The sequence below is a fragment of the Paenibacillus sp. FSL R5-0378 genome, assembly GCF_038009285.1.
In the GTDB taxonomy this organism is placed as follows: Bacteria; Bacillota; Bacilli; order Paenibacillales; family Paenibacillaceae; genus Paenibacillus_AQ; species Paenibacillus_AQ favisporus.
Genome location: NZ_JBBPAY010000001.1, coordinates 4,515,120 through 4,533,233, shown reverse-complemented (window position 1 = coordinate 4,533,233; position 18,114 = coordinate 4,515,120). Strand labels below are relative to the sequence as shown.

At 53.5% G+C, this 18,114-nt stretch carries 16 protein-coding genes and 1 pseudogene; 3 read left to right on the top strand and 14 right to left on the bottom strand.

The annotated features are described in order from the left end of the window. Positions 1 to 241: 241 nt before the first annotated feature. The 6 genes from MKY74_RS20980 to nirB form a co-directional block, all read right to left on the bottom strand. A complete protein-coding gene (locus MKY74_RS20980) occupies positions 242 to 556 on the bottom strand; it encodes a DMT family transporter (protein ID WP_076165359.1) in 315 nt (104 codons plus the stop codon). After that, the gene (locus MKY74_RS20975; RefSeq protein ID WP_076165362.1) at positions 556 to 936 is read right to left on the bottom strand and encodes a DMT family transporter; all 381 of its coding nucleotides are present in this window, start codon (positions 934 to 936) and stop codon (positions 556 to 558) included. The genes MKY74_RS20980 and MKY74_RS20975 overlap by 1 nt, the downstream gene beginning before the upstream one ends. Further along, the gene (locus MKY74_RS20970; protein WP_076165365.1) at positions 929 to 1,744 is read right to left on the bottom strand and encodes a MerR family transcriptional regulator; all 816 of its coding nucleotides are present in this window, start codon (positions 1,742 to 1,744) and stop codon (positions 929 to 931) included. The genes MKY74_RS20975 and MKY74_RS20970 overlap by 8 nt, the downstream gene beginning before the upstream one ends. A 166-nt stretch (positions 1,745 to 1,910) precedes the next feature. Then, positions 1,911 to 2,765, bottom strand: a complete 855-nt coding sequence (locus tag MKY74_RS20965; protein ID WP_076165367.1) for an NAD-dependent epimerase/dehydratase family protein — start codon at positions 2,763 to 2,765, stop codon at positions 1,911 to 1,913. Between the two features lie 152 nt (positions 2,766 to 2,917). Further along, a complete protein-coding gene (gene nasC / locus MKY74_RS20960) occupies positions 2,918 to 5,035 on the bottom strand; it encodes an assimilatory nitrate reductase catalytic subunit NasC (protein WP_244169144.1) in 2,118 nt (705 codons plus the stop codon). Beyond that, positions 5,032 to 7,158: a nitrite reductase large subunit NirB gene (gene nirB, locus MKY74_RS20955; protein ID WP_076165369.1), complete on the bottom strand. Its 2,127-nt coding sequence runs from the start codon at positions 7,156 to 7,158 to the stop codon at positions 5,032 to 5,034. The genes nasC and nirB overlap by 4 nt, the downstream gene beginning before the upstream one ends. A 410-nt stretch (positions 7,159 to 7,568) precedes the next feature. Between nirB and MKY74_RS20950 the strand changes: the two genes are divergently transcribed. Then, positions 7,569 to 8,813 (top strand): nitrate/nitrite transporter, encoded by a 1,245-nt coding sequence (locus tag MKY74_RS20950; protein WP_076169287.1) that lies wholly within the window; start codon positions 7,569 to 7,571, stop codon positions 8,811 to 8,813. A 27-nt stretch (positions 8,814 to 8,840) separates the two neighbouring features. On the opposite strand, the pseudogene MKY74_RS20945 reads toward MKY74_RS20950, so the two are convergent. Continuing rightward, a pseudogene (locus MKY74_RS20945) lies at positions 8,841 to 8,963 on the bottom strand (dihydrofolate reductase); the annotation flags it as partial. Positions 8,964 to 9,011: 48 nt separating this feature from the next. On the opposite strand from MKY74_RS20945, the gene MKY74_RS20940 reads away from it, so the two are divergent. Then, positions 9,012 to 9,917, top strand: a complete 906-nt coding sequence (locus MKY74_RS20940; RefSeq protein WP_076165374.1) for a helix-turn-helix transcriptional regulator — start codon at positions 9,012 to 9,014, stop codon at positions 9,915 to 9,917. A gap of 31 nt (positions 9,918 to 9,948) precedes the next feature. On the opposite strand, the gene MKY74_RS20935 is transcribed toward MKY74_RS20940, so the two are convergent. The 5 genes from MKY74_RS20935 to MKY74_RS20915 all read right to left on the bottom strand — a co-directional run bounded on the left by MKY74_RS20935 (position 9,949) and on the right by MKY74_RS20915 (position 14,407). Next, on the bottom strand, positions 9,949 to 10,743 hold the full coding sequence (locus MKY74_RS20935; RefSeq protein ID WP_076165377.1) for a GNAT family N-acetyltransferase: 795 nt from the start codon (positions 10,741 to 10,743) through the stop codon (positions 9,949 to 9,951). A gap of 12 nt (positions 10,744 to 10,755) precedes the next feature. Beyond that, the gene (locus MKY74_RS20930) at positions 10,756 to 11,253 is read right to left on the bottom strand and encodes a helix-hairpin-helix domain-containing protein (RefSeq protein ID WP_341012849.1); all 498 of its coding nucleotides are present in this window, start codon (positions 11,251 to 11,253) and stop codon (positions 10,756 to 10,758) included. A gap of 187 nt (positions 11,254 to 11,440) precedes the next feature. Continuing rightward, positions 11,441 to 12,856 (bottom strand): DHA2 family efflux MFS transporter permease subunit, encoded by a 1,416-nt coding sequence (locus MKY74_RS20925; protein WP_076169290.1) that lies wholly within the window; start codon positions 12,854 to 12,856, stop codon positions 11,441 to 11,443. A gap of 133 nt (positions 12,857 to 12,989) precedes the next feature. Next, positions 12,990 to 13,604 (bottom strand): TetR/AcrR family transcriptional regulator, encoded by a 615-nt coding sequence (locus MKY74_RS20920; protein ID WP_076165381.1) that lies wholly within the window; start codon positions 13,602 to 13,604, stop codon positions 12,990 to 12,992. A 179-nt stretch (positions 13,605 to 13,783) separates the two neighbouring features. Beyond that, complete coding sequence (locus tag MKY74_RS20915; protein WP_076165383.1) at positions 13,784 to 14,407, bottom strand: FMN-dependent NADH-azoreductase; 624 nt, start codon at positions 14,405 to 14,407, stop codon at positions 13,784 to 13,786. 446 nt (positions 14,408 to 14,853) lie between these two features. Between MKY74_RS20915 and MKY74_RS20910 the strand changes: the two genes are divergently transcribed. Further along, complete coding sequence (locus MKY74_RS20910) at positions 14,854 to 16,209, top strand: lytic polysaccharide monooxygenase (protein WP_076165385.1); 1,356 nt, start codon at positions 14,854 to 14,856, stop codon at positions 16,207 to 16,209. A gap of 76 nt (positions 16,210 to 16,285) precedes the next feature. On the opposite strand, the gene MKY74_RS20905 is transcribed toward MKY74_RS20910, so the two are convergent. Together MKY74_RS20905 and MKY74_RS20900 are read right to left on the bottom strand one after the other, a co-directional pair. Beyond that, the gene (locus MKY74_RS20905) at positions 16,286 to 16,609 is read right to left on the bottom strand and encodes a 2Fe-2S iron-sulfur cluster-binding protein (RefSeq protein WP_076165387.1); all 324 of its coding nucleotides are present in this window, start codon (positions 16,607 to 16,609) and stop codon (positions 16,286 to 16,288) included. A gap of 148 nt (positions 16,610 to 16,757) precedes the next feature. Continuing rightward, positions 16,758 to 18,050, bottom strand: coding sequence for a sulfatase family protein (locus tag MKY74_RS20900; protein WP_076165389.1), 1,293 nt, complete (start codon positions 18,048 to 18,050; stop codon positions 16,758 to 16,760). Positions 18,051 to 18,114 lie beyond the last annotated feature (64 nt).

Below are 18,114 nucleotides of genomic sequence, written 5' to 3'. Positions count from 1 at the left end.
TTCATGTCTTGGCTTGGAATTTGTCTCAAGTACAAGTCCTACATTAAACCGGTTTTGTTAAAAACGTTCCATGTTCATGAAATATGTATGTAAAACCTGAACATTCGATGATCAATTCCGGCATTAAACCGTTTTTTCTTGTCCAGCGGTTTGGCACATCCCGCCACGGACGCTGGATTTCAGCACAAAAAACCCCGCAAGCGAGGTTTTGCATTGATGCCTTATTCAGATATGCTGCGGTTTACTCAACAAGCCGAAGCCCGATGACGCAGCCGATGACGCCCACGATACAAAACAGTCGAACCGGCGTTTTCGATTCCTTGAAAAACATCATGCCCACAACGGCCGCTCCAACCGAACCGATCCCGGTCCAGACCGCATAAGCCGTCGACAAAGGGATCGACTCGATCGCTCTGACCAGCAATGAAAAGCTCGCGATGAAACCGCCGATAAGAATGAGGTTGTTGGTCCAGTTATTTTGTTCGGATACCCTTTTGATTCCAATCACGCCGACGATTTCAAGCAATCCGGCGGCAATAAGCAGCACCCAAGCCATTAGCTGTGTTCCTCCCCGCTGGTAAGTTTTAATCCGATGATAAACAGCAATAAGAGCAAAATAATGCCGACTTTCAGGAGGCCAATACCACCGGAATAAACAGCTTCCACAACCACGGTTCCGATCGTGCCGATCCCGGCAAAAACGGCGTAGGTTGTCCCGACCGGCAGAACCTTCGCTGCACGGATGACCAGCTCAAAGCTCGTCAGCAGGGCAATCAGCACGATGATGGAGGGAATCTCCACATATTTGAAGCCTGAAGCCCAGACGATTTCGAGGATTCCCCCGATCGCCACATAAGCCCACGCCTGGTTTTTGCTTAACGGTTTGCGCGGTTTCACGGGTTTCGCTGGCGTCGTGGTTTTTGCTTGTTCATTCATTTCGATCCCTTCCTTTCGTCTTATCCGTTTGCTGCGCTTGCTCGTGCCGCAAATACTCGTCGACGATGCGGTCGATGTAGTTCACCGTATCTTCATCCAGTCCAAGGACCTTTTCGCTTTCCCCGGCTTCGGGACGAATCCACTCCCAATACTTCTCCAGCACGTCTTCCCGGCCATCAAACCACCCTTCGCCAATGGTCAGCAGCCGCTGTGCCAACTGTCTGGATGCCGGTGAATCCGGCGGCTCCTCGAGGTGTTGATGGATGTCCCGCAGCAGGCCGATCCATTCATCCGACCGCGGATCATCCTCATCCATCTTCGGCAGCTTCTCGATAATCGGGAGCTCATCGGGAGCAAACTGCCGAATCCTGTTGTTCCGCTGGACGGATTTTGCTGCCGAGTCGGCTTCTCTTGAATGGAGCATCTGGATGAACAGGACCAGTTCTTCCACCGGCACGTCACCCCGGAGCTCGATTGTGCGCAGCGTCGTCAGCAGCCGGCGCTCAAGCAGCTCGAGGCGATGCTTTTCATCCTGGAGCAAATCAAGCTGCATCCGAATTGCGTGTGTCCATTTTTCAGCGTGAGACCCCCCGGCTTCCGCCTCTAAGACGTTTCGGATTTGTCCCAGTGTAAACCCAAGCTGCTTCAAAGTCGTAATGTGATGCAGCTTCATGATGTCGTCTTCGTTGTAGTACCGATATCCGGCATCAGATACGAAAGAGGGGGTCAGGATACCCATTTCATCGTAATAGCGCAGCGTGCGGATGGAGATACCGGCCTCCTTGGCCAATTGTCCAATTTTATACATCAACTTAAGCACCTCCCATACCCATACTAAACCCTCACGTATAGGTGAGAGTCAAGCACAAATACCGCTGGTTTCCCCAACAAAAAAAGCACCCCTTGTAGAGCATTAGAACAGCCCAGGGCTGTCCAATGTCTCTCAAGCGGTGCATTCGTATATTTCGTCAGCTTTAATGATTCCCTCCGAAACCGGTACGCCACGAGGGGTACAGCGGTTTCCATCCCAGTCCGCGGGCTTTGGCATTTGCCGCACCACGTTCCCAAGGCTGCCCCTCACATACAGTTGTGTGCAGCAGGGAAACACCGACCGACTCCGCAAAAATCGGGAGCCAATCGCTGCCCCGTGCCGGCTCGTCATCCACAATATTATAAGCACCGGACGGCCAATCCAGCGCTTGGAATGCGGCATGGGCGGCGTCCTCCACATGTACGAATGAGGAAACTCCTTCATTGGCAGACATTCGTCCCTCACGCATCTCTTCGGCCATATACCCGCCGCTCGTATACCATGTTCCGGGACCATAAAACAACCCGTAGCGAAGAATGACATGCTCCGGAATTTCCGCTGCGGTCTCCTCAAGTGCAGCAACGGCATCCACGGAACGTTTACGGGAAGGATCCGCAGATTCGACATCCAGAGGTACATTTTCTGTCGCCGGACCATTCCCCGGCTGATAAGCCCACGCAATGCTCTGGACAATGATTCGTTTCACGCCGGCTTCGCGGGCGGCATCGACCAAATGACGGGTTCCTTCCACCCGAATGCGGGAGTTTTCCGCGAAAACCCGGCTGCCGAGGGATGTCAGCTGGTGGATGACGACTTCCGGGCTTGCTTCGCGGACTGCTGCAAAAGTAGCATCCCGGTCAAATGCATCCGCGACGAGGGCTTTAGCTCCCAATGATTCAATGACTTGTATGTTTTCCGGCCGATGAGTCGTACCTGTTACCGTATGGCCGGCCTGGACCAGCCGCGGCACCAGCATACGGCCGACAGCTCCGGAAGCGCCTGCGATCAAAATATTCATGCGCCCTCTCCCCTTTCATGCATCGTAAATTCCATGACACGGCTATTGTAGCATGAGTCATTGACGGGAATAAGGGCCAATCCACAGCGGTTTGGAGCAGACCAATTTGAAAATAAACCTAAAGCTGAACTCAGATATGCCGTGTATTTTTTCTAGATGATCTCCCCTTCATCCTCTGGCCATTCTTCGGCAAGCGGCCGAACCCGGACAGCACTGACTTTAAAATCAGGCATTTTGCAGTATGGATCAAGCTCCGGATTGGTGGCCAAATTCACATTCTGAGCGTCTCCCCAATGCATCGGTATAAATACGGTATCCTCACGAATTTTGTCAGAATACCGGCTGCGTACGGTAACCGTCCCCCGTTTGGAACTGACGCGTACGAGCGCTCCGTCTTCAATCCGGTGCTTACGCGCGGTCATGGGATGAATTTCCATGAAGCTCTCTACGAACTTTGCGGCGAGCACCGGGCTGCGCCGGGTTTGAACGCCCGTCAAATAATGCGGAAGCACCCTGCCGTTGGTCATGATGAGCGGATATTCGCCGTCCGTTTCCTCGCCCTGTGAAGCAACAGGTACCGTCTGAAACCGGGCAAGTCCGTCGGAGTGAGCGAAAGAACGTTCAAATAACCGCCCTGTCCCCGGGTGGTCGGTTGACGGGCACGGCCAGTAAATGCCTTCTTCCCGCCGCAGGCGTTCGTAAGTGATCCCGAAGTAGTCGGCAATCCCGCCCTGACTGGCTTTTCTCAGCTCATTAAAAATTTCTTCTGCATCCTTAAACGGAAAATAAGCCCCTCTGCCGAGCTTTTCCGCAACCGAGCACAAGATTTGCCAATCATGGCGCGTCTCGCCCGGCGCCGGTCTGGCTGCTTCCCTCAGCAGCACGCGGCCTTCCAGATTCGTCAGTGTCCCTTCGTTTTCCATATAGGAAGTGACCGGCAGCACAACGTCCGCGTATCTTGCCGTTTCGGACAGAAACATATCGGCGACGACCAGAAAATCAAGCTTCCGGATACCCTCCTCCACCAGTGAAGCATGGGGATTGGAAACAACCGGATTCGAGCCCATGACGAATAACGCTTTGATCTGTTCCTGGTGTACGAGCTCCATCATTTCATAGGCGGATACCCCTTTTCCAGGGAGCTCTTCGGGCGGAATTCCCCAAACCTTTGCCACGAACGCGCGGTCGTTTTCATTTTCGATCGAACGGTAGCCGGGCAGCTGATCCGCCTTCTGTCCATGCTCTCGGCCGCCCTGGCCGTTCCCCTGGCCAGTAACAGCACCGTAGCCGCAGCCTTCCCTGCCGATTTTCCCGGTGGCCAGAACCATATTCAGAAAATTCCGGACCGCCATATGCCCATCGGCATGCTGCTCCACGCCGCGCGCAGTAAACACCATGCCGGTGCCCGCTTTGGCGTAAGTCACGGCAGCGGTTCTTATCTGCTCAACGCTTACGCCTGTTAACTCGGCAATCCCTTCCAAATCAATTCGGAGCAAATCAGCCTTGAGCTGGTCAAAATCCTTTGTGCGGCTCTGAATAAATGCCGAGTCGATCAAATTTTCGTCCAAGATGACCTTCAGCATACCGCTCACCAAAGCGCTGTCGGTTCCCGGCTTCACCTGGAGATGCAGATCCGCCAGCTCCGCCGTCGCGGTTGCCCGGGGATCAATGACGATGATGAATGCTCCATTCTCTTTCGCCCGGATAAAATAAGGCATGAGGGTCGGCTGGCACTCCGCGATGTTCGTGCCGGCGAGGATAATGCATTCGGCCAGCGGGATTTCCGACAGCTGATTGGTCAGCCCCCGGTCGATCCCGAATGTCTTCACTCCGGCTGATGCCGCAGCCGACATGCAAAATCTCCCATTATAGTCGATGTACCGGCTTCGGAGGGCCACTCTCGCAAATTTGCCAAGTGCATACGCCGTTTCATTCGTCAAAGAACCGCCGCCATATACACCGACGGCATCGCGGCCGTACGCCTCCTGAATGGCCGAGAACCGCGCTGCGACGGTGTCCAATGCTTCTTCCCAAGAGGCGCGGACCAATTCTCCGTTCTTCCGTACCAGTGGATCCAGGAGGCGGTCCCGGCTTGAAGCATGCTGGTGTGCGTTCATCCCTTTCACGCACAGCCGCCCCTCGGACGCGGCATTGGGGACTCCCGTCGCCTGAAAACCCGATCGCTGCCTGGCCTCCCCGGGTGCAATCTCTACGGTCATTTTGCACTGCACGCTGCAAAAAGGGCATTGCGTATTCATCGTCAAGGTCATATGCCCACCGTCCTTTCTTCAGAGTGTATGTCGGATTGTGCGTCGATTCCTGTGGATTGAGTGATGCTTATCGTTTCGAGCAGCGATTCGCGCTCATCGGGATCGAGCAGCTTCTCCCGTAAACGATGAAGCCCGTATCTTTCCAGCCACTCCCACACCGGTTCCCGATAATAGGCGGAATCCCGGTACAGCGCAAGGCAGCCGAGAGCCATGTCGATGATGTCCCCGGCATTGGGCAGGACACCGACCAGTTGAGCCGGCTTGACCGGATGCTCCATATGTCCGCCGGCGTACAATTCCCATCCGGCCGGGGATGCACCGATCCCGAGATCATGTACAAGGATGCCCGCCGGGTCGCGCGGACCCGCAGACACCGCGATGCCTACCCGTGCCGGCATGAACCATCCTGTACTTCTTCGCTCCAGTTCGAGCGCGATCCGCCCGGCCTCCGAATGCGGAATTCCTGGTGAGACGGCTGAGCTTGCCGACACACGGATCATGGGCTCTCCGCCGTCGGCGGAGCGATGGATGCCGAGATAATAGGCGGCGGCCGATCGGCATACCGGGCAGCCTTCCGGGCGCTTCCAGCCCAGACGCAGCATGGCTGCTTGGACGCTTGCATCGCTGCCCGGACTCAGCGCGGCCCGGATCGCTGCGCGGTCCATGTCCGTGCAGCCGCAGATCGGCACCGGAGCAGCGGCCGGAGCCGCCTTCTTCCCTCCTGAGGACTTCGCCAGCTCCAGAATCGCGGCCACCATCGGCTTGCAGCCTCCGCAGGAACCGGACGCCTTGGTCCGCTCCCGGATCTGGTCCACGGTTTGTGCCCCGTCCAGACCGGCGGCTTCCATAATGGCAGCTTTTGTGACACTGTTGCAATTGCAAACCGTGTCCTGATCCCCCATAGCTTCGGCCGTTTTGGCCAGTGAAGAATTCCCCCCGGCAGGCTGAGCCTTCAAGGCGGACACCGGCGCCCGCCGCTTTAAATAGCCCAACAGCTCCGTCCCTTCCGAAGTGTCACCAAAGAGCACAGCTCCGGCTATCCTGCCGTTTTTCATCGTCACCTTCTTATAGGTCCCTTTCACGCCGTCGAAGTGCTGCAGCGCCGTTTCGCAATCTCCACCCTGGATCAGCCCGGCGGAAAATACCTCGACGCCTGACACCTTAAGCTGTGCATAAGGGATTGATCCCGGATAGGGCTCCGTGTGCCGCCCGCATAAATGCATGGCGAGCACGCGGGCCTGCTCATATAACGGGGCTACCAGGCCGTAAACAATGCCGCGGTGCTCCGCGCATTCCCCAATGGCATATACATGGTCGGCACTCGTCTGCATATAATCATCCACGACAATCGCCCGGTTTGTGCGAATGCCGCTGGCTTCCGCTACGGAAATGTTCGGACGAATGCCCACAGCCAGAACGATCAAGTCAGCCCCAAGCCGGCTGCCGTCAGAGAACTGCAGGCCTTCCGCACGTTTTCTGCCGAGAATACGCTCCGTTCGTTTTTCAACCAGAAAACGCATCCCCTGCTGGGTCAGCTCCCGCTTCAGCATCTCCGCTGCGGAGGCATCCAGCTGCCGGTTCATCAGATACAAAGCGTTATGGATGACATCGACCTCCATGCCGAGGTTTAGCAGTCCCCTTGCCGCTTCCAATCCGAGCAGTCCTCCACCGATTACGGCTGCATGCTTATACGTTCGAGAAGCTTCCATCATCCGCTCACAATCTGCGATATTCCGGAAAGCCGTCACTCCCGGCTTATGAATGCCTGGGATTTTGGGCATAAAGGCCGAGGAGCCGGTCGCAATAATGAGCCGGTCATAAGGCTCCACACGCCCGGATGCCGTGTAGATCCGCTGCTGGCCGGGATCGACGCGAAGTACAGTTTCTCCTGTATACAGGGAAATCCCCCGTTCTGTATACCAAGCCCAATCATGGATCGTAATATCATCTACATTTGTTCCGCCTTGGAGCACTTTTGACAGCATAATCCGGTTGTAATTGGGATGGGGCTCATTTCCGAACACAGTGATTTCATACCGGTCGGGCGCAAAATCGCATATATGCTCCACGCATCTCATCCCTGCCATCCCGTTGCCGACTACGACAAGCCTGGGCTTCCCCATTGCAGTCACCTCCGCTAAAAAACTGTGTAGGCCAGGCCTAAAAATAAAAAAACCCGTCCCTTGGAGATCAAGAGAACGGGCGTCATTGCCAATTAGCCAACAGGTACACCGTTGTACCGGATAATGGATTTGAACTGAGCATAATCGAAAATGAAATATATGTCAACATATATTACACAACATTCTAATATTCACCAAAATCACGATGATTCATGTCTCGATAACAAAATTTATGTATAGTTTATTGACACGCATTTTACATTCCACTATAATTCATTTCGAAATCACAAAGACGTGATCTTTCATCCGGGAAGAATACTTCCCATGGCAATGAGGCCGCTGGTTGTCCGCTTATGGGCAATCTGCGGCTTTTTGTATCGTATGCGATAAAAGATATGGAGGAGATGGAGATGAAAGAAGGAACGACGTTTTGGAAAAGTGGGCATAAACCGTCTTTATTCAGCGCATTTTTCTATTTTGACATCAGCTTTATGATTTGGGTGCTCCTCGGGCCGCTGAGCGTCATTATGATGGAAGATTATCCGATGACCGCGTCTCAAAAAGCGAACCTGGTCGCGCTGCCGGTGCTGGGCGGTTCGGTACTGAGGCTGGTCCTCGGTTTCCTGACCGATTATATCGGGCCGAAGCGCACCGGACAGCTCGGAATGCTGCTGACGATGGTGCCGCTGATCTGGGGCTGGCGGTTCGTAGACTCGCTCGGCGAGCTGCACGTCATCGCCCTGCTGCTCGGCATTGCCGGAGCTTCGTTCTCGGCTGCGCTTCCGCTCGCCAGCCGCTGGTATCCGCCGCAGTATCAAGGACTGGCGATGGGCATCGCCGGAGCCGGGAACAGCGGCACGGTGCTGAGCACGCTGTTCGCGAACCGGCTGGCACAGCATTTTGGCGGATGGGAAGCCGTATTCGGCATCGCCTTGATCCCGATCGTCATCGTGTTTATATTCTTCAGCATTTTTGCCAAAGACAGCCCCAACCAGCCTGCCCCCAAAAAATTGTCCGAGTACGGCTCGGTGTTAAAGCAAAAGGATACCTGGCTATTTTGCTGGCTGTACTGTGTTACGTTCGGCGGCTTTGTCGGTCTGACCAATTACCTGACGATCTTTTTTCATACGCAATATAATCTTTCGGCTGTGCATGCCGCTGATTTTACGACCGTATGCGTCATCGCGGGGAGCCTCTTCCGTCCGGTGGGCGGGTATTTGTCCGATCGGATCGGAGGCGTCCGCATGCTGCTCATCTTGTATACCGGGGCAGCCATCATGCTCGCCTGCGTCTCCTCGCTGCCGCCGCTGTACGTGATCTCCATCCTTCTTTTTGCCGGAATGATGTGCCTGGGTGCCGGCAACGGCTCGGTCTTCCAGCTTGTGCCCCAGCGTTTTCGTGATGAGATCGGCATTGTTACAGGCATCGTCGGCGCTGCCGGCGGGTTCGGCGGTTATCTGCTGCCGCTTGTGCTCGGCGGATTGTACGAGTCTACCGGGTCGTACACGCCCGGGTTTCTGATTCTGAGCGGTGTGGCCGTAGCCAGTGTGCTGGTGGTGTTGGCGGCAAAAGGCCAATGGAAGAAAACTTGGTTTGCTGCGTCTTCCGCAAAGAAGCTAATAACGGATCCGGTGAATGCCGAATTCAAATCGTAATTCAAGATCGCTGGCGTATAACCTAGCGCCTTTAACGTCAAACAGCCAGTCCACCGATCCGTCAGATCGCGCAATATATCCGTCCAGACTAACCGCGAGATACAGCACTACTTTCGAGCTTTTCATGTTTTTATCGCTCCCTTCTGTCATATGTTACAATGTAACTACGACATAAATTGACGTGATTAGGAGGATATCATGAATGAGCGGAGATTAGCCATGATGCGGATCATCGACTCACGGAAGAAGTTTACGGCCCGCGAATTGGCCGAGCGTTTTAACGTCTCGGTCCGGACCATCCAGCGCGACCTGGATTACCTTCAGCAAATCGGTTTTCCGCTGTACAGCGAACAAGGGGCTCATGGCGGATACCGCGCGCTGGAGAACCGAATTCTGCCGCCGCTGCAGCTGACCCGAACCGAGGCGCTCGGCTTGTTTCTGATGCTCGAAATGCTGGAGAAGGTGCCCGATTTCCCTTTTGACGCGATCCGCTCCCACTTGGCCGTGCAATATTACGGGTCCCTGCCTTCCGACGTACAGACGAACATCGATCAGATGCGCAGCCATATTTCTTTCCGAATGATGCAGCTGCATGAACCTGCACCTTGGACGACTGAGATTTTAGAAGCTTCGATCGCCAAGCAGGAAGTCCGCATCGTGTATAAGTCCGCCAAAGGGTCTAAGGAGCACAACGTGTACCCCTATGGCATTTATTTTGAGAATGGCTATTGGTATATGCCTGCGCGAAATCCGGAGAAGACGCTTCTTTTTCGCGTGGACCGGATCCAGCATGTGGAGAAAACCGGTGCGAACGATCCGGAAGTGCCATCTTTAGCTGAGTGGATGCAGTCAACCGATGATCGGGACAAAGTCGAGGTGGTGCTGCGGTTTACCCCTTTTGGTATGCGGCTTGCCAAAGACGATCCGATTTTGCATACGGCTGCGGACGGACAGTGGAGCGGCCCGGTTCCGCTTGAAGAGTTCCCGTTTACAGCCCGGAGGCTGCTCCGTTTTGGCCCGGATGTTCAGGTTGTATCACCGCCCCGGCTGAGGGATTTGGTGCTTCAGCTGCTGCAAGACAGCATAAGCCAGTACAAGGAGTAGGCAAAAAAACACTCCCCGCAGGGAGTGTTTTTTACTGGTCTCTGACCCAAAAGGAATTGGTATACACATGCTTAAACCCTTGGACCAGCATATGGTTATGACTTGAAGAGCCGAACACCACATCCGTGTACACCGTCGACAGGCCAGTCCGCTTCGCCTCCGACAACCGATGGCGGATCAGCGTCGTCTGGCATCCCCTGCCCCTAAACGCGGGCAAGGTATAATCGTTGGCCAAATAGCCTTTTCCCGCATGGATGAACATTGATCCGATCCCGGCCAGCTGGCCATCCGAATAGGCGAGGTAATTCCGAAATTCTGGGAGGGTAAAGTACCGTTTTTTTCTCGCCAAAATATCAGCTGGGACGCCTCCCATCAGATCACTGACGGCCTCCAGCAAAACGTCGACATTGCCTTCGTCCACCGGTTCAATGGTAATATCCGGATGCACTGCTGCAGCCTCAGCCGGCTCGGCCTCTAAAAATGCCAGCTGATCTGTGGGCAGAAATCCCTTGCGGTGCAATGCCAGCGCAACCTGCTCGTTCAGCCGGGTTGGTGCCATATCAAAACAAGGACGGGCATTTCTTTGCTCGTATTCACTGACAATTTGGTCCAAATGCTCCAGATCCGCGATTCCGAATCCTTTCACCCGATTGTAATAGAGCGAATCCGGACCGGTAGCTTCGATTAGCAGACGGGCACTGCCGATTCGAATTTCTTCCAGACGTTTGTCTTGCGAGGAAAGCGCCCGCCCTGCGTTAAACCGGGTCAGTTCCAGCTCTATTTCCTCGATATCGTTTACTTTCTGATGTACCTTTTGCTGAATCAAACCTATTCCCCCTTACTTGTTCCGGGCTGCCTCATTCCCCCGGTGCTCGTACCAGGCTGCTGCTGGCCTTGTTGCCGGATATCCGAATTGCTCCCGGTATTTTTTCCTTTCTTCGGTAAAATCAGGCCATTCCCGCTCACTGCCCGGATGGTTGGCATGATGCACCAGACAGCGAAGAGCATCCTCCAGGCAAGGATCCTCCCAGTATCCGAGGTGCACCTCCATCCTGTCTATGAAGTCCGCACCGTCCAGGTCTTTAATCTCATCCAGCGAGTAGTATCCCATGCCAACCACCCTTGCGGCCACTTTCGGGCCAATCGAGGGCACGGATTGAAACATGGCCAGCCCCTTTAGCATGCTGGCGCGTTCGCGGGTGATTTCCAGCATTTGCGATAACTGTGCGGTATCGAGGGTGGCAATATCGTTCAGTTTCACTTTGAAGGCTCTTAAATGGGCGCGTTCCTCGGGGGTCAGCGGGAGCTTGGGCGGTGTTTGCTTCAAGTGTATCACCTCATGAATGGACTATCGATTCAGGCAGATCTGTCAATGAACGTCGATTGGACCTCCACTGGAACCCCATTATATACCAGGAAGCTTGGGGCGACAATTTTTCTGACGACAGCCCGCTAAAGCTTAGCAATTCCTCAAATATAAACAAAGCCCGGTATCAACCGATACCAGGCTTCGTTCTCTATTGTCATTTCTGATGATTTACGGGTACACGCTTGATGAACAGTGCAATCACAAATCCGATGACTGCGATAATCATTCCGAACATAAACGCATTTGAAACTCCTGAAGTTAATGCGTCAAGCGGATTGCCGCCGGGGTGCGCCTCAGCGTAATGCTCCTGGCCTGCCGACATCACGCTGACAGCAAGCGCTGTGCCAATAGCACCGGCTACCTGCTGCAGCGTGTTCATGATGGCTGTGCCGTCCGGGTAGTATTCACGCGGCAGCTGATTCAGCCCGTTCGTCTGTGCCGGCATCATAACCATCGAAATGCCGATCATCAGGCAGGTATGAAGCACGATCACGAGGAACGCCGCTGAAGCGGCCGTTACGCCCGAGAAGAACCACAGGGATGCGGCAGCCACCAGAAATCCGGGGAACACGAGCCATTTGGGTCCGTATTTGTCAAAGAGGCGCCCCATGATCGGCGACATGATCCCGTTGATGATTCCCCCCGGCAGCATGAGCAGGCCGGCATAAAACGCCGATTTGCCAAAACCACCTTGAAGGAACAGCGGCAGTACCAGCATTGACGACAGAATGATCATCATGCTGATGAAGATCATCACTACGCCAACGGAAAACATCGGATATCTAAAAGCGCGCAGATTAATCATCGGCTGCTTCATCGACAGCTGACGCCATCCGAACAGCAAGAGGCCGACCACACCAATAACTAGCGACAAGATTACTTTGGTGCTCGTCCAGCCACCGCTCCCTTCACCGGCGCTGCTGAAGCCAAACACGATGCCGCCGAATCCGATGGTGGACAGCGCGATGGACAGCAGGTCGATCTTCGGCTTGGTGATGCTGGACACATTTTGCATAAACGCAATGCCGAATACCAGAGCCAGAATCAAAAACGGCAGCGACAGCCAGAAAATCCAGTGCCAGCTGAGGTTCTCGATTAACAGACCCGCGATCGTCGGTCCGACCGCCGGCGCAAACATGATGACCAGCCCGATGATTCCCATCGCGCCTCCCCGCTTCTCCGGCGGAAAAATGACCAAAATCGTATTAAACATCAGCGGCAGCATAATGCCGGTTCCGATCGCCTGCACAACGCGGGCCACCATCAAAAATTCAAACGATGGCGCAAGCGCTGCTATCAGGGTCCCGACAATCGAAAAGCTGAGCGCTGTAATAAATAGCTGCCTTGTGGTAAACCACTGCAGCAGCAATCCCGACACCGGGACCAGAATGCCCAAGGTCAGCAGGTATCCGGTCGTCAGCCATTGCGCTGTCGAAGGCGTGATATGCATGACCTGCATCAAATCACTAAGCGCGATATTCAGCGCCGTTTCACTGAACATGCCGATAAATCCGGCAATGAGCAGTGAAATCATGATCGGTAAAACTTTAAATTTTTTCTCCGTTTGCATTTGAGCTTGCGTATGCTGTACGGCTGCTTCCACAATCCCATCCTCCTGTCATATGTCCAATGTCTCTCTTATCTCTCTTTATATGTCTCTATCTATTTTCTCTGATATTTGTAATCTCTCTATTCATTCGGCCTTATTTTTCTTTATGCGCTTCATCCGATGTATTTTTGGACAAAAGGCGGTCCAGCAATATGCCAACATATTTGGATGCAAGGAATATAGGTCCCGTATCCTTGTTCGTCTGGGCGATCAGCAGCGATCCTTCGAGCAATGAAAGGATGACTGTCGCGGCTTCCTGTGAACGGGACAGCTCTACCCCGGCATCCTGCAGCCGTGTGGTCAAGACTCTCTCCCACTCCTGAAGCACGCCTTGACAAGCATCCCTCAGGGAGTTGCTGATGCAGGAGGTTTCTACCGCATTCCAGAAGCTGAGCGGGATAAACCCTTCGAAATTGGTGGCTTTGGCATCGGCCGCAATCACATCGATACAATGCTGAATGGCCTGAGACGGATCGTCGAACCGGTTAAAAGCCTCTTCCCACTTGTCGGATACCGCGCTTTTAATCCGTAAAATGCATTCTTGGGCAAGTTCCTCCTTGCCCTCTGGGAAATAATAATACAGTGAGCCTTTTGGGCAATGGCTTTCCTTGATAATTTGGTTTAATCCCGTTCCGTGATAGCCCTGTTTGGCAAAAAGACGCGTTGCTGTTTCCACGATGGATTCACGGGAATTGGGCTTTTCCGTCATCGCGCTTATGACCTCCTTTCGAAATTATAACGAACGGTCTACATATTATAGTCGATGAAATGCGCTTTCTGTCAACTCATTTTTTTTATGAAAAATGTGGGTTGCCTTAACCTTTGCCGAAGAAAATACAAAAAAGCATTCCGACTGCCGTACAGCCGAAATGCTTTCTTTATACTCGTTTAAAACGTTACAGCGTACTTTGCTGTTTGATCCAGTCCCTTTTGAATAATGTCCTTGGCTTCGGCAGGCATCTGGTTATGTCCCTCGATAATGATTTCTTCCGGCGTAATTCCCCACAGCATCAAGTTGGATTTCACGAACCGGATTGCCCCTTCAAAAGGAGCCATGGCCTCAGTGGAGTAAATGCCGCCCCGGGCATTCAGCAGAACCACTTTACGCCCCCCGGCTAGACCGACGGGGCCTTCGGGTGTATATCGGAACATGGTTCCGGCTTGAGCCAAATAGGACAGATACGTAATCAGCGGGGCAGGCGCAGCGTAGTTCCAGAGGGGGAACGCGATGACCACCTTGTCGGAGGCGAGAAATTGTTCGATATGAACGCGTACCAAATCGGCGATTTTCGTCTCCTCTGGCGTCAATTCCTGTCCCTGGCTGCGCTTGAAGAGAGCGGTAAGTGCCGTGTTCCCATAATTCGGCAGGTTCAAGGCGAACAAATCCAGCTCGGTAACCACGTCATCCGGATGGGTGTCCCGGTACGTTTTGACGAACGTTTCGTACATTTGAACCGTAACCGATTGCTCTAACGGACGGTCATTCGCTTTGATCATTAACACATTGGACATGTTGTTGTGCGGCCTCCCATTAACAATATAGGTTTCAGAATAATTAGGCACATGAGTTCGGAGATGATTACATTGCGGACTTGATTAGGTTTCCGCATTTCGCAATTTTTTATGAATGGATTCACTCAAACACTACCTAAATCGTTGTTTTTTATTATTGAGGGGGAGGCTTAATTGGTTTATCGTTGTGTTAAACGATACTAATTATTACTAAATATTGATTTTTTATGTATTTTATTGATTCAAAATCGACACCCATGTTCCGATATAAGCTCGCTTGCCGAGTTTATATAACCAACATTCCGAAAGCTGACCGATAACAAGGTTGGCCCTGGCGAAGCAAGTTGAATGTAATTTTTTAATAAGGGGGTGGGACGGCCAAAGCGGTATCTGCAGCCAGAATGAGACATGTTGTTTTCATATTCGGATTAGAGGAGGAAATTTGGATGACTACGATTCGGTTACGACAGCATGGAGTGCTTAAATGGCTGTTCGCAGGCAGTTTAGCTTTGATCACGCTGCTGTGCACGTTGATGATCGTGGAGCGTGCTTCCGCGCATGGTTATGTCCAGTCCCCCGGCAGCCGCGCTTACTTATGCAAAACAGGTGCCAACACCAATTGCGGCCCGATTGTCTATGAGCCTCAAAGCTTGGAAGCTCCAAAAGGCTTTCCTGCCGCAGGCCCGGCAGACGGTAAAATCGCCAGCGCCAATGGAGCTTTTCCAACGCTGGATGAACAATCTCAGACCCGCTGGAGCAAGGTTAACCTCTCTCCAGGCACACATACCTTCAGTTGGACTTTGACAGCTAGACACGCGACGACCAGTTGGAAATATTATATCACGAAGCAGAACTGGAATCCCAATGCGCCGCTCACAAGAGATTCTTTTGACCTGACGCCATTCTGTTCGGAAAATTATAACGGTGTGCAGCCTGGAGCAACCTATACCAGCACCTGTAATGTCCCCAGCCGCACCGGATATCAGGTGATCCTCGCCGTTTGGGAAATCGCGGACACCGCCAACGCCTTCTACAATGTCATTGATGTGGACTTCGGCGGCGGCAGCGGCACTCCGGATACCACGGCACCCTCGGCGCCATCCAGCTTGAAGGCATCTGCCATTACGTCAACAGGAGCAACACTGACCTGGGGGGCTTCGAGCGATAATGTCGGTGTAACGAGCTACAAGGTCTATAACGCCAGCACGCTTGTCGCAACAACAGGAGGTTCTGCCTTAAGTTATCAGGTCACCGGACTTTTGCCCAATACATCTTATACGTTTACGGTTCGGGCCGTAGACGCTGCGGGTAACACTTCGGATGCCAGCAGTGCCGTAACATTCACCACATCCGGCACAAATCCACCGGACACCCAGGCACCTTCCGCTCCAACCGGTCTGCAGGTTGACGGTACACCAACATCGGGAACGGTTAAATTGAAATGGGCGGCTTCGACGGATAACGTTGGCGTAACCGGCTACCGGGTCTACAATGGAAGCACGCTGGCAGGCACCGTATCCGGCACAACGCTGACCTACACGGCCAGCGGACTCGCGGCCGACACGTCTTATACGTTTACCGTCCGCGCCGTGGATGCGGCGGGAAATGAATCGGCTGCCAGCAATGCGGTAACCGCTAAGACGGCTTCGTCCTCATCCGCAGCGGCATGGGCACCCAATGTTGCCTACACACCAGGCACGCTCGTTACCTATAACGGAGCGACCTATGAATGCCGGCAGGCCCATACCTCGCTGACAGGCTGGGAACCGCCGAACGTTCCGGCGCTCTGGCTGTTAAAATAACGAAAAAACGGCTTTCTTCCCGAAATCTGGCGGAAAGAAAGCCGTTTTATTTTGTGGCTGTTTCGACCCGATTACCTTAGTCTACTGGTCTTTTACCAGGATCCATCCCGGAATCAGATACCGTCATCAAAGGTTTGACCGTCAAGTCGTTATGTACCCGAATTTGGCAGGACAGACGGACATTCGGCTCGTAAATTCCTTTGGTGGTAAGAATAGCTGCTTCGGCTTCTCCGACAGGGCCAGCATCGCCTTCCAACACTTCCACCCGGCAGGTCGTGCATCTGGCATTTCCTCCGCAGCGGTGCAAAATATCCACCCCGTTGTCCTCCAGGGCCAGGACGAGCTTCTGCCCTTCCTCGGCTCTAATGGCTTCTCTGCCTTCTACTTGAATCGTTGGCATACGATCAACTCCTTTTATGATTTGGATCTAATGAACTGGCATTGCTAGCTGACAGCTCCAGCCTTCTATTATTTCTTATCTCAAGTCTGAATACAATGAGAACTTTGTCACAGGAGCATCCTTCACGTTTCATTACCCCAAGGAAGAACTACAGAAGCGTGGCATACCATTGCCGGACATCTTTTTCCAATCGCTGCGCAATCTCCGGGAACTCGTCCTTCAGATTGACCCGCTCGCCCGGGTCCGCCTCCAAATCCGACAAATGAACGTCGTCCGGCTGGGTGCGGTCAAAGTCGAGCTTGCCGCCAAGCACAAGCTTCCATTTGCCCTCCCGAACTGCGAGTTGGCTGCCGTACTCCCAGAATACTTGCTGATGTGGAGTGCCGGCCCCTTGCGTCAGCATCGGCACGATGCTGCTTCCGTCGATCTCTTCCGCCGCGGGGACGGGGAGACCAGCAAGATCCAACACGGTCGGCACGATATCAGCCATCATGCCGACGTCATCCTTCGTCTGTCCGGGAGCGATGATGGATGGATAGACGAGGATGGCCGGTTCCCGGATCCCGCCTTCGAACAAGCTGCCCTTATGCCCGCGGAAGATTCCTGCACTTCCGCCATAGTACACATCCTCCGTTCCGTCCAGGTAATTGCGCGACTCCGAAGACGGTCCATTGTCGCTCGAGAAGAAAATAATGGTGTTTTCGTACGCCCCCACCCGTTTAAGCGCTGCCACAATATCGCCGACTCCGTCATCAACAGCCGAGATCATGGCCGCCATCAGCTGACGGTCCCTTGGGAGGTGACTGTAGCGTTTCATGTATTTTTCCGGCGCATGCATCGGGTAATGAGGCGCATTATAAGCGGCATACAGGAAAAACGGCTTGTCGGCAGCCCGGCTTGCCTCGATAAACTCGACGGATTTGTCGGTGATCAGATGCGTCAGATACTCGCCGTCCCGCCAAACCTCTTCGCCGTTGCTCCATAAATCGTGCACGGGATTCACACTCGGCATTCCCCAGTAAAAAATGTGGGAATAATAGTCCACGCAACCGGCCTGGAAGCCGAAATATTCATCAAATCCTTTGGCATTGGGCTTGGTGTCCTCTGCCGATCCAAGATGCCATTTCCCGAATAAAGCCGTTCGGTAGCCATGTTCTTTGAGACGCTGTGCAAGGGTTTTGGCGTCGGCCTTTAATCCGCCCGTTCCCCTCTTTCCGCCTAAAATATGGCTGACACCTGTTTTTGCGGGATACTTTCCCGTCAGCAAGGCCGCCCGGGACGGTGAACAAACCGGCGAGTTCGAGTACCAGTTGGTAAAACGCGCTCCATCTTGTGCAAGCGCATCCAAGTGCGGCGTACGAATGGCATCGGAGCCGTAGCAGCCCAAGTCACCGTATCCCAAATCGTCACAATAAATCACAATCACATTCGGTCTCGTCAAAGTTGAGTCACACCTTTTATGTAGTTTTAGGATGCATTCTTCCTTCTTACTCCTTCGCCACAGA

Bases quoted from the DNA above. Each gene is read 5' to 3' on its own strand.
- MKY74_RS20980 (WP_076165359.1), bottom strand. From the start codon at position 556: ATGGCTTGGGTGCTGCTTATTGCCGCCGGATTGCTTGAAATCGTCGGC.
- MKY74_RS20975 (WP_076165362.1), bottom strand. From the start codon at position 936: ATGAATGAACAAGCAAAAACCACGACGCCAGCGAAACCCGTGAAACCG.
- MKY74_RS20970 (WP_076165365.1), bottom strand. From the start codon at position 1,744: ATGTATAAAATTGGACAATTGGCCAAGGAGGCCGGTATCTCCATCCGC.
- MKY74_RS20965 (WP_076165367.1), bottom strand. From the start codon at position 2,765: ATGAATATTTTGATCGCAGGCGCTTCCGGAGCTGTCGGCCGTATGCTG.
- nasC (WP_244169144.1), bottom strand. From the start codon at position 5,035: ATGACCTTGACGATGAATACGCAATGCCCTTTTTGCAGCGTGCAGTGC.
- nirB (WP_076165369.1), bottom strand. From the start codon at position 7,158: ATGGGGAAGCCCAGGCTTGTCGTAGTCGGCAACGGGATGGCAGGGATG.
- MKY74_RS20950 (WP_076169287.1), top strand. From the start codon at position 7,569: ATGAAAGAAGGAACGACGTTTTGGAAAAGTGGGCATAAACCGTCTTTA.
- MKY74_RS20940 (WP_076165374.1), top strand. From the start codon at position 9,012: ATGAATGAGCGGAGATTAGCCATGATGCGGATCATCGACTCACGGAAG.
- MKY74_RS20925 (WP_076169290.1), bottom strand. From the start codon at position 12,856: ATGCAAACGGAGAAAAAATTTAAAGTTTTACCGATCATGATTTCACTG.
- MKY74_RS20920 (WP_076165381.1), bottom strand. From the start codon at position 13,604: ATGACGGAAAAGCCCAATTCCCGTGAATCCATCGTGGAAACAGCAACG.
- MKY74_RS20915 (WP_076165383.1), bottom strand. From the start codon at position 14,407: ATGTCCAATGTGTTAATGATCAAAGCGAATGACCGTCCGTTAGAGCAA.
- MKY74_RS20910 (WP_076165385.1), top strand. From the start codon at position 14,854: ATGACTACGATTCGGTTACGACAGCATGGAGTGCTTAAATGGCTGTTC.
- MKY74_RS20905 (WP_076165387.1), bottom strand. From the start codon at position 16,609: ATGCCAACGATTCAAGTAGAAGGCAGAGAAGCCATTAGAGCCGAGGAA.